This window comes from Oceanibaculum sp. (assembly GCF_022449305.1).
Taxonomy (GTDB): Bacteria; Pseudomonadota; Alphaproteobacteria; order Oceanibaculales; family Oceanibaculaceae; genus Oceanibaculum; species Oceanibaculum indicum.
This window is the reverse complement of the sequence record NZ_JAKUSO010000047.1, coordinates 1-14,011: the sequence shown is the minus strand read 5'-3', so window position 1 is coordinate 14,011 and position 14,011 is coordinate 1. Positions and strand designations below refer to the sequence as shown.

The following is a 14,011-nucleotide window of genomic DNA, read 5'->3' as shown; positions in this document are numbered from 1 at the left end:
AGTTTGTCGCCACTCTCATGCTTTGTCGAAGTGAAGGAGGGCGTGCCATGCATGTGTCTTTGACCGCAAAGCTTGAAACCATGGTCCGCGAGAAGGTCGAAAGCGGGCTGTACAACAATGCCAGCGAGGTTATTCGCGAGGCGCTGCGCCTGATGCAGCAGCAGGATGAGGTTCGACGTCTCAAGCTGGACCGGCTGCGCGAGGAAATTGCAAAAGGTGAGGCTGATCTGGAAGCGGGCCGTTTTGTTGCCCTGGACGACGCAGATTCGCTGGATGCCTATTTCGCGGCACGCTGATGCGGCTGCGCCTGTCACGCGAAGCCGCGCACGACATTGATGAAATCGCGCGCTATACCGAACAGCGATGGGGCAAGGCGGCCCGGCAGCGCTATCTCGGGCAGATCAAGGAGCGGCTGAAGGCCTTACTGGAAAATCCCGAACTGGGTCCGGTGCGTGAGGATATCCGGCCCGGAACCCGCAGTTTGACGGCAGGCCGTCATATCGTTTTCTATCGGCTGGCATCGGATGCGGTGGAGATTATCCGTATGCTGCACCACGCCATGGATGTTCAACGCCGGATCGAACCGGCAGAGGAAGAAGAAAAATCATGAAGGGCATCATTCTGGCCGGCGGGTCGGGCACCCGGCTCTATCCGCTGACCCAGACCGTCTCCAAGCAGCTGCTGCCGGTCTATGACAAGCCGATGATCTATTACCCGCTGTCGGCGCTGATGCTGGCCGGCATCCGGGACATCCTCATCATCACCACGCCACAGGACCAGCCGCTGTTCCAGGCCCAGCTCGGCGACGGGTCGCAATGGGGGCTGAACCTCTCCTATGTCGTGCAGCCCTCCCCGGACGGGCTGGCGCAGGCCTTCATCCTGGGAGAGGACTTCATCGGCGGCGATGCCTGCGCGCTGGTGCTGGGGGATAACATTTTCTACGGCGACGGGCTGACCGACCGGTTGCGCCGTGCCGCCGCGCGCGACAGCGGGGCGACGGTCTTCGCCTATCTGGTCAGCGATCCGGAACGCTATGGGGTGGTCGAGTTCGACGCCGATAACAAGGCGCTGACCATTGAGGAGAAGCCGAAGCAGCCGCGCTCGCGCTGGGCGGTCACGGGCCTGTATTTCTACGACAATGACGTGGTGGAGATCGCCAAGTCGATCAAACCGTCGGCGCGAGGCGAGCTGGAGATCACCGATGTGAACCGCGTCTATCTGGAACGCGGCGACCTGAATGTCGAGCAGATGGGCCGGGGTTTCGCCTGGCTGGATACCGGCACCCACGATTCCCTGATCCAGGCCGGCGAATTCGTGCGCACGGTCGAGGCGCGCCAGAGCCTGAAGATCGCCTGCCCGGAAGAGATCGCCTACCGGCTCGGTTTCATCGATGCAGCCCAGCTGGAGCGGCTGGCGCAGCCGCTGGCGAAGAGCGGCTATGGCGAATACCTGCTGCGGGTGTTGACCGACTAGACGACGAACAGTTCCGGCAGGTCGCTGGCGCCATGCAGCATGCGCAGGATCAGCGCCGGGCGGGCTGCCGCATCATAGACCAGCACATAGGGAAAGCCGGTCAGGATCAGGAAGCGGATCGGCGGATCGGCGAGCGCGAGGCTTTCAAGGCCGGAGTCCGGATCGGTGCCGATGCGGCGCCCTGCCGTCTTGATGCTGTTGCGCAAGGCGCGCGCCGTGGCCGGGCTCTCGGCGGTTATACTGGCGATTGCGGCGCGGACATCCCGTGCCGCCGCCGGGGTGAAGCAGGCCTCCATCATCAGCGTCTGCCGTCGATGATGGTATCGGCCTGACGCAGGACCAGATCGAGTTCCCGTGCCTCGCCAGCCCGCGCCTCCTTCAGGGCGGAGAGGAAGGCGGCCTTGCGTCCCTCCTGTTCCTGCATCAGCCGGAGCGCATGACGGACGACCTCGCTGACGCTGCCGAACCGGCCGCTATCTACACACTGCCGGGTGAAATCCTCCAGCTCCTGCGTCAGGCTGACATTGGTGGTCATGCGCTCTCTCCCGTTATGTCAATATTTGACATAACGATCATATGCTAATTTTCCGATAGGATGCAAACGCTCTCGTTCCTGCGGTTGATCTTGCCGCCCTGCGATCCGACATGCTGAAAATGATGCGCTTCATCCCTGCCTTTTTCCTGCTCTTTCTGTCCGCCCCCCTGGCGGCGCAGGATATCTCCCTGTCGCTGCCCATCGGCTGCGAGCTTCGCAAGGATTGCTGGGTCTTCCAGCTGCCCGATGTCGATCCCGGCCCCGACCGTATGGATTATGCCTGCGGCAAGCTGGCTTATGACGGGCATGACGGCACCGATATCGCCCTTGCCGGCCTGGCGGAAATTGCACGCGGTGTGCCGGTGTTCGCCGCCGCCCCTGGCATCGTGAAGGGCGTGCGCGACGGCATGCAGGATGCGCTGGTCTCCGAGATCGGCAAGGAGGCGGTAAAGGACCGCGAATGCGGCAATGGCGTGCTGATCGAGCATGCCGGTGGCTGGCAGACGCAATATTGCCATCTGCGCAAGGGCTCGGTTGCGGTCCGTGCCGGCCAGAAGGTCGAGAAGGGCGCGCGGCTGGGGGAAGTTGGGCTGTCCGGCTCCACCGATTTCGCGCATCTCGAATTCATCCTGCGCAAGGATGGCAAGACGGTCGATCCGTTCCGCGGTCTGGAGGGCGGGCCGGCCTGCGGCCCTGGCGACAAACCGCTCTGGGATGCCGCCGCGCAGCAGGCGCTGGCCTACGGGCCGGCACCCTATGCCATCGGCGTCGCCCCCCGCGCCCCGAAATATGACGAGGTGCTGAAGGGCCAGTTCCCGGCGGACACCATGCCGGAGACCGCCGAGGCCATCGTGCTTTGGGCGGAATTCAACGGGCTGGCACCGGGCGACATATTGCGCATGACCCTGACCGGTCCGGGCGGTGAGGAAATGGCCAGCGCCAGCGAGACCATGCCAGCGGCGAAGGTCCGCCAGTTCCTGTTCATCGGCAAGAAGCGCGGGCAGCAGCCCTGGCCAAAGGGCACCTATGCCGGCCGCGCCAGTGTCGAACGCAAGGACGGGCTGGGTGCTGGCAAGCGTGAAATCCGCTACAGCTTCACGGTGCGGTAGCGCTCCACCCACTTCGATGTTGATTAGCGGCGGGCGAAGTGCATACTCCCCGCGCTTTCAGGCTGGCCCGGAATGGTCTAGGGTCCGCCCTTCGGACATCGTATGCCCCGGAAGACGCCATGCATCGCTATCGAACCCATACCTGCGCCCAGCTTCGTGCCGAGAATGTCGGCGAGACCGTCCGCCTGTCCGGCTGGGTGCATCGCAAGCGGGACCACGGACAGCTCGTCTTCGTCGATCTGCGCGATCATTACGGCATCACCCAGTGCGTGGTCGATACCGAATCGCCGGTTTTCAAGAGTGTGGAAACGGTCCGTCCGGAAAGCGTGGTCATCGTCACCGGCCACGTCGTCAGCCGCGATGCGGAGACGGTGAATTCAAAGCTGCCGACGGGCGATATCGAGGTCCGCGTCGATAGCTTCGAGGTGGAATCGGCCGCCGATGTGCTGCCGCTGCAGGTGGCGGGCGATGAGGATGCCGGTGAGGAAACCCGCCTGCGCTACCGCTTCCTCGATCTGCGGCGCGAGCGCATCCACCAGAACATCCTGCTGCGCTCCCGGGTCATTTCCTCGATCCGCAACCGGATGGTGGCTCAGGGCTTCACCGAATTCCAGACGCCGATCCTGACCGCCTCCTCGCCGGAGGGCGCGCGCGACTTCCTGGTGCCCAGCCGCCTGCATCCGGGTAAGTTCTACGCCCTGCCGCAGGCGCCGCAGCAGTTCAAGCAGCTGGTGATGATCTCCGGCTTCGACCGTTATTTCCAGATCGCGCCCTGCTTCCGCGACGAGGACAGCCGCGCCGACCGCAGCCCCGGCGAGTTCTACCAGCTCGACCTTGAGATGAGCTTCGTCGAGCAGGAGGATGTGTTCGCAGCGGTCGAGCCAGTGCTGGCCGGCGTGTTCCGCGAATTCTCCGACTGGAGCGTGCCGGACCAGTTCCCGCGCATCCCGTTTGCCGAGGCGCTGCTGAAATATGGCTCCGACAAGCCGGACCTGCGCAACCCGCTGATCATCAGCGACGTGACCGACATCTTCGCCGACACCGACTTCACCGTGTTCCGCAAGAACATCGAGAAGGGCGCCGTTGTGCGCGCCATTCCGGGGCCGAACTGCGGCAGCCGCGCGATCTGCGACCGCATGAACAGCTGGGCGCAGGGCATGGGCGCGCCGGGCATGGGCTACATCATGTTCGCCGAGGGCGAGGGGCGCGGCCCGATCGCCAAGTTCCTGTCGCCGGAGAAGCTGGCCGACCTGAAGCAGCGCACCGGCCTTGGCGATGGCGATGCGGTGTTCTTCGCCTGCGACAAGCCGCTGAAGGCGGCACAACTCGCCGGCCAGGCCCGCACCAAGCTGGGCCAGGACCTCGACATGCTGGAAAAGAATGTGTTCCGGCTGTGCTGGATCGTCGATTTCCCGATGTTCGAACTGGACGAGGAAACCGGCAAGATCGAGTTCTCGCACAACCCCTTCTCCATGCCGCAGGGCGGCAAGGAGGCGCTGGAGACCATGGACCCGCTGGATATCCTGGCCTACCAGTATGACGTGGTGTGCAACGGCGTGGAGCTGTCGAGCGGCGCCATCCGGAACCATCGCCCGGACATCATGAAGAAGGCGTTCGAGATCGCCGGCTATTCCGAAGCGGTGGTGGAAGCGAAGTTCCCCGCCCTGTGGAACGCCTTCCATTATGGCGCCCCGCCGCACGGTGGCATTGCGCCGGGCATCGACCGCATCGTCATGCTGCTGGCTGACGAGCCGAACATCCGCGAGGTCATCCTGTTCCCGATGAACCAGAAGGCGGAAGATCTGCTGATGGGCGCCCCCAGCGAGGTGACGCCGGAACAGCTGCGCGAGCTGCACATCCGTTCGGTGCTGCCGCCCGAGAAGAAGAACTGAGGCGGATGGCGGAACCGGGGGAGGCTGGCTACGCGCTGGAGGCTCAGGTGGGGCATCTGCTCCGCCGGGCACATCAGCGGGCGACGGCGATCTTCCTGGCCGCCATGCAGGAACATCAGGTCACGCCGACGCAGTGGGCCGCCCTTGCCAAGCTGCGCGAAGAGGGCAGCCTCTCGCAGAACCATCTGGGCCGGCTGACGGCGATGGACCCGGCGACGATCCAGGGTGTCTCGCGCCGGCTGATCGCGCGCAAGCTGGTCTGCCGGCAGGCCGACCCCGATGACCGCCGCCGTGCCGTGCTGCGGCTGACGGAGGCCGGCGAAAGGCTGGTGGACGGGCTCTACGGTGCCGCCTTCGGTATCAGCCAGGACACGCTGGCACCGCTCTCCGAGACTGAGCGCGAAACCTTCCTGTCGATGCTGCGCCGGCTGAGCTGAGGCCCGCCCTATTTCGTCAGGGGAATGGCGTAGCGCACCATGGTGGCGGGGCCTGCCACCCGGTCATAGAGCAGCCGGGCGGTCTCGTTATCCTCGTCCGTGTGCCAGTAGAGCCGGAACCAGCCTTCGTCACGCCCCCGGTCGGCCAGCCATTCGATGAGCGCCCGGCCGACACCCTGGCCGCGTGCCGCCTCGGTCACGAACAGATCCTCCAGATAGCAGACTGTCTTCAGGCTCCAGGTGTGCGGATGCAGTACATAATGCATCAGCCCCAGCGCTTCGCCGGTTTCCGCACTCTCCGCCAGCATGCCGTGGATCGCCGGATCGCCGCCGGTCAGCTTCTCCCACAGCCCGTCAATGACCGGGGCCGGCAACGTCACCTTGTAGAAGGCACAATAGCCATCCCAGAGCGATTGCCAGATCGGGCGGTCCCCTTCGGTCAGCGGGCGGAGAATTGCCTGCGCCTTCATATTTACGTCCTCATCACCAGCGGTCACAGCCCCTAATCATCCCAGCCGCCAAGCCGAAGCATCTCATCCGAGTTGCGGGGAAACAGCTCGTCGACGAGCTGCCGCGCGTAAGCGCGAAAGGCAGGATCGTCGACACCTCCAAAATTCTGGGCATAGCCGCTGACCGATGCGTACATCCTGTCGCGGTGGCAGAACACGGCCAGGGTGTTCATGCTCGGCCTTTCCGCGTTCTGCCGCGTCTCGCCCGCGCAGACCTCGTCCGCGCGCAGGTTCAGCGCGTTGTTGAACAGGAAGATGATGCGCCAGTTCGGCTCCTGCACCGCCGCACGGTCGGCGGTGAACTGCGTCGTCATGCCGAAGACCGTTCCGCTGATGATGTCGGCGACGCGCGGCGCAAGCTGCGGCCCGGGCAGCCCCATGGCGCCGACGGGCACCTCGACCAGCACCGGGCCTTCACGCCCCGCATATTGCAGATGGTCGCGCACGAAGGGGCCGGGGTCACTCATCCCGCCACGCACCGTGCGGACACTGCCGGGGCCGGTGCAGGCGGCCAGCACGAAGGCGGCAAGCAGGACGGTCAGGGCCGGCAGGGCGATGCGGCGGTGGGGGCGCCGGAAAGCAGGCATGGGAAAAGGCCTCTGTAATCAATAGGTCTTAAGGATATGGGCATCGATTCCGGCGAGGCCAAGCGCGTATCACCGCCCGGCGGCGCTGACCGCCTTGCGGGCCAGGGTGGTGATGCCTTTCCAGTCGCCAGCCTGCACCAGCGCGTCGGGGGCCACCCACGACCCGCCGACGCAGAACACGTTCGGCAGGGCCAGATAGTCGGCCATGTTCTCCGCCGTCACGCCGCCGGTCGGGCAGAAGGCGAGGTCCGGCATGACCGGCGCGATGGCCTTCAGTGCCGCCGGTCCGCCCATCGGCCCGGCCGGGAAGAATTTCAGCGAGCGGTAGCCCAGTTCGCGCGCCAGCATCATCTCCGAGACGGTGGCCACGCCCGGCAGCAGCGGGATACCGCTATAGCGGCCGGCATCGGCCAGTGTCTTGGTCAGGCCCGGGCTGACGGCAAAGGTGGCGCCGGCATTGGCCGCGCGATCCATATCCTCCGGCTGCAGGACGGTGCCAACTCCCAGCATGATATCCGGCATAGCCTCACGGATCAGCCGCAGCGCTTCCAGCGCCACCGGCGTGCGCAGCGTGACCTCCAGGATGGTGAGGCCGCCCTCCGCCAGCGCGCGGGCCAGCGGCACCGCCTGCGCCGTATCGCGGATTGCCAGCACAGGGATGACCGGCACCTGGCCGAGTATCTTTTGCAGGGACATCAGGGCACCTTTCCGCGACGGCGATTGCGATCTCCGCTATAAATCGCAACCATATTGCCAAATTCCCGAACAAGCGGAGGAAAATTCGTGAGCAACAAACCCGATGTATTGCTGACCCGTGCCGTCTATCCCGGCACCGTGAAGACGCTGGAGGAGGAGTTCAACCTCCACAAGCTCTGGCTGGCCCCCGATCCCGACAAGATGGTCGCCGAGCTGGCGCCGACGCTGCGCGTGATCGCCGGCGGCTATGGCTGCAATGCGGATTTCCTGGCGAAGTTCCCGAAGCTGGAGCTGGTCGCCAATTTCGGCGTCGGCTACGACACGATCGATGTGCAGTACTGCAAGCAGCACGGCATCCGCGCCACCAACTCGCCCGACGTGCTGAATGATGAGGTGGCGGACACCGCCATGGGGCTGTTGCTGTGCACGGCGCGTCAGCTGGTCGTCGGTGATCGCTTCGTGCGCGAGGGTAAGTGGCTGAAAGGGGCGATGCCGCTGACCACCAACATCACCGGCAAGACTATGGGCATCGTCGGTCTGGGCCGCATCGGCCAGGCCATCGCCGACCGGGCCACAGCCTTCAAGATGAACATCGTCTATCACAACCGCTCGAAGAAGGATGTGCCCTACAAGTACTATCCGAACCTGGTGGACATGGCGCGCGATGTGGACGTGCTGATGGTCATCATCCCCGGCGGTGCGGAAACCTCGAAGCTGATCAGCCGTGAGGTGATGGAGGCACTGGGTCCGACCGGCATCCTCATCAATGTCGCGCGCGGCACGGTGGTGGACGAGCAGGCGATGATCGAGCTGCTGAAGTCGGGCAAGCTGGGTGGCGCCGGCCTCGACGTGTTCGAGAAGGAGCCGCAGGTGCCGCAGGCGCTTATCGAGATGACGGAGAATGTCGTGCTGCAGCCGCATGTTGGCAGCGCCACCCACGCGACGCGCACCGCTATGGGCCAGCTGATGATCGACAACATCAAGGCGCATTTCGCCGGCAAGCCGCTGCTGACCGAGGTTCCCGAGACAAAGGGCTGAGCGGCTGATATCCGAAAGACAAAACCCCCGCCGATGTGGCGGGGGTTTTCTTGTTCTATACCGCGACAGTCGGTTGCGGGCTTAGCGCCAGCATGGCCTGCTTCACCGGTTCCGGTACGGCGATGGTCTTGCGGGTTTCCAGATCGAAGGCGATGACAGCCGCCAGCGAGCGGGCGACACAGCGACCGTCCACGAACAGGCCCTGGCCCATCGTCACCGACTTGGTGCCCACCTTCACCGCGCGCGTGCCGATGCGCATGACGGCGGGGAAGGTGACTTCCGCACCATAGTCGATGGTCAGCCGGCCCAGGACCCAGGCGTTCTTCACGCCACAGCGCGTCGCCACCTCGCGGATCATGTGCACGCGGCCCGATTCGCAATAGGCAGCATAGCTGACATTGTTCACATGCCCCAGCATATCGACATCGGAGAAGCGGACATTCTCCTCGTTCCAGAAGGCATAGGCGGCCGGATCGGCGAGGTCGATGCCGAATTCGGCGAACGGGTCGGTCATGGCTGGGTATCCATCGTCTGTACTGAAGCGGCAATCCCTTAACGCGAAACCGGCCGGGCTGTCGAGCGCCGGCCGGCTTCTTGTTTGGTCTAGTTTACGCCCTTAGTTCCCGTCGGAGCGCTCCGAGGCCGGAACCGGCTGCGGCTCCGAGGGACGCAGCAGGATCTGGCTGGCAATGGTCAGCGCAACCAGGCCAGCGCCGACCAGATCGGTCAGCAGGCCCGGCTTGATCAGCACGAACGCCGCGGCGATCAGCATTACCCGCTCCCAGATCCGCGCACGGCCCCAGAAGAAGTAGCTGTGCAGGCCGCCGGCCAGACAGACGACGCCGACGGTGGCGGTGACAACGGTTTGCAGGATGCGGTCCCAGTCGCCGATCAGCAACAGGGACGGGCCGAAGACGAACATGAACGGGATGATATAGCCCGTCAGGCCCAGCTTCACGGCCGCCCAGCTGCTTTCCACCAGACCCGCGCGGGAAATGCCGTTGGCGGCATAGACTGCCATCGCCACCGGCGGGGTGATGGCCGACAGCACGGCGAAGTACAGCACGAACAGATGCGCCGCCTCCACTTGCACGCCCAGCTTCACCAGCGCCGGCACCAGCAGGGCTACCTGCACGATGTAGGCCGGGGTTGTCGGCAGGCCCATGCCCAGGATGATGCCCGCGACCATGGTCAGGAACAGCGCCATGATCAGCGAGTTCTGGGAGATCGCCAGCACGATGCCGGTGAAGTCCAGGCCAAGGCCGGTCAGGGTGATGGTGCCGATGACAATGCCGGCGCAGGCACAGGCCAGCGCCACCACGAGGGTGTTGCGGGCACCCGATTCCAGCGCGTCCAGGATCACCATCGGGGTGAAGGTCCTGCGGGTGCTGGCACGCAGCCAGGTGGTCGGAATGACCGAGCCGATGCCGCACAGCGCGGCGAAGGCGGCGCTGTAGCCGGCCAGCAGCACGCCGACAATGATGAACAGCGGCAGGAACAGGTGGCCACGCTCGCTCAGGACCTTGCCCAGGCGGGGCAGGTCAGGCTTCGGCAGGCCAACCATGCCGACGCGCTTCGCTTCGAAATGCACGGCCACGAAGACCGCGACGTAGTACAGCACGGCTGGCAGGATCGCGAAGGCGGCGACAGCCAGGTAGGAGGTGCCCAGAAACTCCGCCATCACGAAGGCGGCCGCGCCCATGATCGGGGGCATCAGCTGGCCGCCGGTGGAGGCGACAGCTTCGACCGCGCCGGAGAAGGCCGGGCGGTAGCCGGTGCGCTTCATCAGCGGGATGGTGAAGGTGCCGGTGGTCATAACGTTGGCGACAGCGCTGCCCGACACGGTGCCGAACAGGCTGCTGGTGATGACGGCGACCTTGGCGGGGCCGCCGGCGGTGTGGCCGGCCAGGGCCAGCGCGAAATCCATGAACAGCTGTCCGGCGCCGCTCTTCTCCACGAAGGAGCCGAACAGGATGAACAGCATCACATAGGTCGCCGAGACGTAGAGCGGGATGCCGAAGATGCCCTCGGTCGTCAGATACAGCTGATCCAGCATGATCCCGACCGACTGGCCGCCGGCAGTCAGCCCGTACAGCAGGAAGGCGCTTGCGGTGATCGGCAGCGCCCAGCCGGTGGCGCGGCGCGTCGCCTCCATAACCAGCAGGATCAGGCCGATGCCGAAGATGTAGTCCAGCATGACCGGATCATCGACATAGTACATCCGGTTGACGATGTAGTTCAGGTTCGCCATCGGATAGATCGCGCAGGCTGCGGCTGCCAGCAGCAGCGCAATGTCGATCAGGCTTGGGCGGTCCGCCGTGCCTTTCCAGCCCGGCAGGATCAGGAAGGCAAGCACCAGCGCGAAGGCCAGGTGCATGCCGCGCATTACATAGGCGTCCGGCGAGCCGAAGAAAGCGATGTAAAGGTGGAACGCGGACATGCTGACGGCCACCAGAGTTATGATCCAGCGGGTCAGGGAAACAGGAAGGAACATTGTTTGGGCTCTCCCCCAGGACGCCACGATTTTACGTCGTCAAGGGCTTTGATGACCGCCCGGTCGGGGCGTCGCGATCCGCGTCTTTGCCGCGCGGTTGAGGTTATAGGGAAAAGCCCGCCACTTCCGTGGAAGGAAATGGCGGGCTTTACGCGGTAAACGGGCGATGGATTACATCACGCCCTTTTCCTTGTAGAACTTCTCGGCGCCCTTGTGCATCGGAACGCCGGTATCGGTCGACATGACCTTGATATCGGTGTCCTTCATCACGCGGACGATGGAGGTCAGGTCTTCGTTGTTCTCCGCCAGGCCCTTGGTCATCTTGTAGACGACGTCCTCATCCAGGTCGCAGCGCGCGATCACATGGGTGGCATAGCCGACGGCCTGAACGTCCTTGTCCTGCTTCGGATAGGAACCGGCCTTGATGTTCAGCTTGGTGTAGCCGGGGTTAAGGGCGCGCATCTCGGCGAACTTGTCGTCGCCGACGCTGACCAGCTTGATGTCGCGGGCCGAGGCCAGGTCCATGATGGCCGAGGCGGGGACCGTGGTGCCCAGCGTGAAGGCCTGGGCGTTGTTGTCCTTCATCAGTGACACGGCGTCGGTGTAGGACACGTAGCTGACCTTGCTCATATCCTCGTACTTCAGGCCATAGACGCCGAGGATCTGCTGGCTGATGAACTCGGCGGTGTTGCCCTTTGGCTGCACGGCGATTGCCTTGCCCTTCAGGTCGGCAATCGAGTTGATGCCGGCGTCGGCGTTTGCAACGATCTGGAAATACTGCGGATACAGCGTCGCGACGTTACAGACGTTCGTCGCCTTCTCCTCGAACGGCGCGCGGCCGGCGACACCGTCCACGGTCGAGATCGAGTTGGCGAAGCCCATGTCGGCCTTGCCGGCCTGCACGGCCTTCACATTGGCGATACCCGCACCCGGCAGGACCATCACCTTCATGCCGTCCTTGCCGGCGAAGTTCGCGATGGCGCCGCCCAGCGGATACCAGGAACCGCCCTGCGGGCCAGTCATCAGCTTAACGGTCTGGGCCTGCGCACCGGCGGACGCCAGCAGGGCGACACCCATGCCCGCAGCCAGAAGAGACGTCTTCACTTTAAAGCTCATTGTTATCCTCCCGATTGAAGTAGTGTTCTAAAAATACCATGCGTGCACATGATATCCCTAATCAATTGTCGCACAAACCTATCAGGCCGCCAACCGTGCCAGCGTGAAGGGTGCGCCGGCCCGCTCCGCGATGCCGGCCAGCATCTCCACCATCGGTCCGGCGATGGGGATGCCGTCGCGTTCGCGCTTGGCCCGGCGATCGAATTCCGGATCGCCGGGAACCAGCACGGGTTCCGCCGGATCCACCGGGCGCGCATTGTGCAGCCGGTCGATCATGGCGTCGAGTTCGTCCTCGAAATCCGTCTCGTCGCGGAAGGCGTGCGGATCGAGGGCGAAGAAGAAATGGCCAATATCGTAATGCCCTTCCGGCCGGTTGCGCAGCGGCGCATAGGTGGCGCCGGCCAGCATGGTGGACAGGATTTCCACCATGGCCGCCATGCCATAGCCCTTGTGGCTGCTCATCGTGCCGGAACCGCCCAGCGGGGTCATCAGGCGCGTGGCCATCGCCAGCTCGGCATTCAGCTCCGGCTTGCCCTCCGGCGTCAGCGCCCAGCCCTCGGGCAGGGTCTTGCCAGCCAGCCAGGCCAGCTTCAGCTTGCCGATGGCGACCGTGCTGGTCGCCATGTCCAGCAGGAAGGGACGGTTCTTGCGCGTCGGCGCGGCGAAGGCGAAAGGGTTGGTGCCGAACATCGGCTCCGCCGCGCGAGTAGGCACGATGGCCGGATTCCACACCGACGAGGTGGAGATGCCGATCAGCCCGTGCCGCGCGGCGCGCAGCGCATAGACGCCGGCCGCCCCGTAATGGTTGGAGTGACGCACCGTGACGGCCGCCATACCGACCTTCTTGGCCTTCTCGATGGCAAGATCCATGGCGATGCTGGACGGGTAGTGGCCAAGGCTGCCGCCGCCATCGATCATCGCCATGACCGGCGTTTCCTTCACCACCTTGACCTCTGGATTCATCTCCAGCCGGCCATCCTTGAACAGCTGCTCATAAGTCGGCAGCATAGTCACGCCGTGCGAATCGATGCCCATAAGATCGGCTTCCAGCATGATCTCGACGCACTTGCCGACAGCGTCCTCCGCCATGCCCCAGGCCCGGAAGATCGCCGTCATCTGCTCGGCCAGGACATCTGCCTTGACCGTGATTTCCCCACTCATGCTCACTTCCCCTTGAAACGGGCGCACAGCGCCTCTGCCTGGCGCGCCAGTAGCGCCGCGTCATTGCCCAGCGCGACGAAACCGAAGCCCTGGTCGATCCAGAACTTCGCGTCTTCCTCGACCGGCGCCAGGATGCCGGCCGGCTTGCCGGCCTTTTTCAGCCGGGACAGCGCGCCGAGGATCGCCTCGCGCACCGCCGGGTTGCGGTTGTCGCCGAGATAGCCCAGCGCCGCCGACAGGTCGGCCGGGCCGATGAACACGCCATCCACGCCCTCGACCGCCGCGATTTCCTCCAGCGCGTCGAGGCCGGGCTTGGTTTCGACCTGCAGCAGCAGGCAAATCTCGGCATTGGCCTTTTTGTGATAGTCCTTGATCCGGCCATAGCGGCTGGCGCGCACGGATCCGGCGACGCCGCGCATGCCCTCGGGCGGATAGCGGCAGGCGGCGACCGCGGCGCGGGCCTGCTCGGCAGTCTCGATCATTGGCACCAGCAGGGTGCGCGCGCCGACATCCAGCACGCGCTTGATGAACACCTGGTCGTTCCAGGGCACGCGGATCACCGGCATGGTGGTCTGCTGATGTTCCATCGCCATCAGCTGGTGCATCAGATCGACGGGATCGTTCGGCGAATGCTCGGCATCCAGCACCAGCCAGTCATAGCCGGCCTCGGACAGGATATCGGCGACGATCGGGCTGCACAGCGCCGACCAGAAACCCAGCTGCAGCTTGCCTTCGGCAAGGTTCTTCTTGAACGCGTTGCGGGGTAGTTCCATCAGTGGATCTCCGGTTCCGGCGTGGGTTCGCCGGCTTCGAGAATGTCGAAGTCGCAGCCCTTGTCCGCCTGGGTGATGTGATTCTGGAAGATCGCGCCATAGCCGCGCTGGTAGTGCGGCCTGGGCGGCGTCCAGGCCGCCTTGCGCTTCGCCAGCTCGTCCTCGGAGACCAGTAGGTTCAGCTTGCGCCC

Annotated in this window: 18 protein-coding genes; 7 read left to right on the top strand and 11 right to left on the bottom strand. The window is 64.7% G+C overall.

Features of this window, described 5'->3' with window-relative positions; genetic code table 11:
• Positions 1–17: 17 nt before the first annotated feature.
• From MK313_RS13390 to rfbA, 3 genes are read left to right on the top strand one after another with little or no spacing between them, the layout of a single operon-like run.
• The gene (locus MK313_RS13390; protein ID WP_322098638.1) at positions 18–296 is read left to right on the top strand and encodes a type II toxin-antitoxin system ParD family antitoxin; all 279 of its coding nucleotides are present in this window, start codon (positions 18–20) and stop codon (positions 294–296) included.
• Complete coding sequence (locus MK313_RS13385; RefSeq protein ID WP_287782142.1) at positions 296–610, top strand: type II toxin-antitoxin system RelE/ParE family toxin; 315 nt, start codon at positions 296–298, stop codon at positions 608–610. The genes MK313_RS13390 and MK313_RS13385 overlap by 1 nt, the downstream gene beginning before the upstream one ends.
• Positions 607–1,473, top strand: a complete 867-nt coding sequence (rfbA, locus tag MK313_RS13380) for a glucose-1-phosphate thymidylyltransferase RfbA (RefSeq protein WP_121221768.1) — start codon at positions 607–609, stop codon at positions 1,471–1,473. The genes MK313_RS13385 and rfbA overlap by 4 nt, the downstream gene beginning before the upstream one ends.
• Here rfbA and MK313_RS13375 read toward each other — a convergent pair.
• Positions 1,470–1,772, bottom strand: a complete 303-nt coding sequence (locus MK313_RS13375; RefSeq protein WP_287782140.1) for a type II toxin-antitoxin system RelE/ParE family toxin — start codon at positions 1,770–1,772, stop codon at positions 1,470–1,472. The genes rfbA and MK313_RS13375 overlap by 4 nt on opposite strands.
• Complete coding sequence (locus tag MK313_RS13370) at positions 1,772–2,008, bottom strand: type II toxin-antitoxin system ParD family antitoxin (protein WP_121221772.1); 237 nt, start codon at positions 2,006–2,008, stop codon at positions 1,772–1,774. Before MK313_RS13370 ends, MK313_RS13375 begins: the two co-directional genes overlap by 1 nt.
• Before the next feature lie 110 nt (positions 2,009–2,118).
• Here MK313_RS13370 and MK313_RS13365 point away from each other — a divergent pair, with 110 nt between their 5' ends.
• From MK313_RS13365 to MK313_RS13355, 3 genes are all read left to right on the top strand, one after another.
• Entirely contained in the window at positions 2,119–3,117 is a 999-nt protein-coding gene (locus tag MK313_RS13365; protein WP_287782139.1) for a M23 family metallopeptidase, read from the top strand.
• Between the two features lie 119 nt (positions 3,118–3,236).
• Positions 3,237–5,009 carry an aspartate--tRNA ligase gene (aspS, locus tag MK313_RS13360; RefSeq protein WP_287782137.1) on the top strand — a complete coding sequence of 591 codons (1,773 nt, stop codon included), beginning with the start codon at positions 3,237–3,239 and terminating at the stop codon, positions 5,007–5,009.
• A 5-nt stretch (positions 5,010–5,014) separates the two neighbouring features.
• Positions 5,015–5,446 carry a MarR family winged helix-turn-helix transcriptional regulator gene (locus MK313_RS13355; RefSeq protein WP_008943777.1) on the top strand — a complete coding sequence of 144 codons (432 nt, stop codon included), beginning with the start codon at positions 5,015–5,017 and terminating at the stop codon, positions 5,444–5,446.
• Between the two features lie 8 nt (positions 5,447–5,454).
• On the opposite strand, the gene MK313_RS13350 is transcribed toward MK313_RS13355, so the two are convergent.
• From MK313_RS13350 to MK313_RS13340, 3 genes are all read right to left on the bottom strand, one after another.
• A complete protein-coding gene (locus tag MK313_RS13350; protein WP_287782134.1) occupies positions 5,455–5,916 on the bottom strand; it encodes a GNAT family N-acetyltransferase in 462 nt (153 codons plus the stop codon).
• A 32-nt stretch (positions 5,917–5,948) separates the two neighbouring features.
• Positions 5,949–6,542 (bottom strand): hypothetical protein, encoded by a 594-nt coding sequence (locus MK313_RS13345; protein WP_287782133.1) that lies wholly within the window; start codon positions 6,540–6,542, stop codon positions 5,949–5,951.
• A 69-nt stretch (positions 6,543–6,611) separates the two neighbouring features.
• Positions 6,612–7,238: a bifunctional 4-hydroxy-2-oxoglutarate aldolase/2-dehydro-3-deoxy-phosphogluconate aldolase gene (locus tag MK313_RS13340; RefSeq protein ID WP_287782132.1), complete on the bottom strand. Its 627-nt coding sequence runs from the start codon at positions 7,236–7,238 to the stop codon at positions 6,612–6,614.
• An 87-nt stretch (positions 7,239–7,325) separates the two neighbouring features.
• Between MK313_RS13340 and MK313_RS13335 the strand changes: the two genes are divergently transcribed.
• Entirely contained in the window at positions 7,326–8,276 is a 951-nt protein-coding gene (locus tag MK313_RS13335; protein ID WP_244922314.1) for a 2-hydroxyacid dehydrogenase, read from the top strand.
• Positions 8,277–8,331: 55 nt separating this feature from the next.
• Here the strand turns inward: MK313_RS13335 and MK313_RS13330 are convergent, their stop codons facing one another.
• From MK313_RS13330 to MK313_RS13305, 6 genes are all read right to left on the bottom strand, one after another.
• Complete coding sequence (locus MK313_RS13330) at positions 8,332–8,790, bottom strand: acyl-CoA thioesterase (protein WP_287782131.1); 459 nt, start codon at positions 8,788–8,790, stop codon at positions 8,332–8,334.
• Positions 8,791–8,892: 102 nt separating this feature from the next.
• Positions 8,893–10,770 (bottom strand): TRAP transporter permease, encoded by a 1,878-nt coding sequence (locus tag MK313_RS13325; RefSeq protein WP_008943783.1) that lies wholly within the window; start codon positions 10,768–10,770, stop codon positions 8,893–8,895.
• A 171-nt stretch (positions 10,771–10,941) separates the two neighbouring features.
• Positions 10,942–11,886, bottom strand: coding sequence for a TAXI family TRAP transporter solute-binding subunit (locus MK313_RS13320; protein ID WP_287782129.1), 945 nt, complete (start codon positions 11,884–11,886; stop codon positions 10,942–10,944).
• A gap of 81 nt (positions 11,887–11,967) precedes the next feature.
• Positions 11,968–13,047 (bottom strand): Ldh family oxidoreductase, encoded by a 1,080-nt coding sequence (locus MK313_RS13315; RefSeq protein ID WP_287782128.1) that lies wholly within the window; start codon positions 13,045–13,047, stop codon positions 11,968–11,970.
• 2 nt (positions 13,048–13,049) lie between these two features.
• On the bottom strand, positions 13,050–13,820 hold the full coding sequence (locus tag MK313_RS13310) for an HpcH/HpaI aldolase family protein (RefSeq protein WP_008943786.1): 771 nt from the start codon (positions 13,818–13,820) through the stop codon (positions 13,050–13,052).
• On the bottom strand, positions 13,820–14,011 hold a 192-nt coding region (locus MK313_RS13305), incomplete at its 5' end, for a dihydroxy-acid dehydratase (protein WP_287782126.1). The genes MK313_RS13310 and MK313_RS13305, both read right to left, overlap by 1 nt.

Bases quoted from the DNA above. Each gene is read 5' to 3' on its own strand.
- MK313_RS13355 (WP_008943777.1), top strand. From the start codon at position 5,015: ATGGCGGAACCGGGGGAGGCTGGCTACGCGCTGGAGGCTCAGGTGGGG.
- MK313_RS13350 (WP_287782134.1), bottom strand. From the start codon at position 5,916: ATGAAGGCGCAGGCAATTCTCCGCCCGCTGACCGAAGGGGACCGCCCG.
- MK313_RS13370 (WP_121221772.1), bottom strand. From the start codon at position 2,008: ATGACCACCAATGTCAGCCTGACGCAGGAGCTGGAGGATTTCACCCGG.
- MK313_RS13345 (WP_287782133.1), bottom strand. From the start codon at position 6,542: ATGCCTGCTTTCCGGCGCCCCCACCGCCGCATCGCCCTGCCGGCCCTG.
- MK313_RS13365 (WP_287782139.1), top strand. From the start codon at position 2,119: ATGCTGAAAATGATGCGCTTCATCCCTGCCTTTTTCCTGCTCTTTCTG.
- MK313_RS13325 (WP_008943783.1), bottom strand. From the start codon at position 10,770: ATGTTCCTTCCTGTTTCCCTGACCCGCTGGATCATAACTCTGGTGGCC.
- MK313_RS13310 (WP_008943786.1), bottom strand. From the start codon at position 13,820: ATGGAACTACCCCGCAACGCGTTCAAGAAGAACCTTGCCGAAGGCAAG.
- rfbA (WP_121221768.1), top strand. From the start codon at position 607: ATGAAGGGCATCATTCTGGCCGGCGGGTCGGGCACCCGGCTCTATCCG.
- MK313_RS13390 (WP_322098638.1), top strand. From the start codon at position 18: ATGCTTTGTCGAAGTGAAGGAGGGCGTGCCATGCATGTGTCTTTGACC.
- MK313_RS13330 (WP_287782131.1), bottom strand. From the start codon at position 8,790: ATGACCGACCCGTTCGCCGAATTCGGCATCGACCTCGCCGATCCGGCC.
- MK313_RS13375 (WP_287782140.1), bottom strand. From the start codon at position 1,772: ATGATGGAGGCCTGCTTCACCCCGGCGGCGGCACGGGATGTCCGCGCC.
- aspS (WP_287782137.1), top strand. From the start codon at position 3,237: ATGCATCGCTATCGAACCCATACCTGCGCCCAGCTTCGTGCCGAGAAT.
- MK313_RS13385 (WP_287782142.1), top strand. From the start codon at position 296: ATGCGGCTGCGCCTGTCACGCGAAGCCGCGCACGACATTGATGAAATC.
- MK313_RS13340 (WP_287782132.1), bottom strand. From the start codon at position 7,238: ATGTCCCTGCAAAAGATACTCGGCCAGGTGCCGGTCATCCCTGTGCTG.
- MK313_RS13320 (WP_287782129.1), bottom strand. From the start codon at position 11,886: ATGAGCTTTAAAGTGAAGACGTCTCTTCTGGCTGCGGGCATGGGTGTC.
- MK313_RS13315 (WP_287782128.1), bottom strand. From the start codon at position 13,047: ATGAGTGGGGAAATCACGGTCAAGGCAGATGTCCTGGCCGAGCAGATG.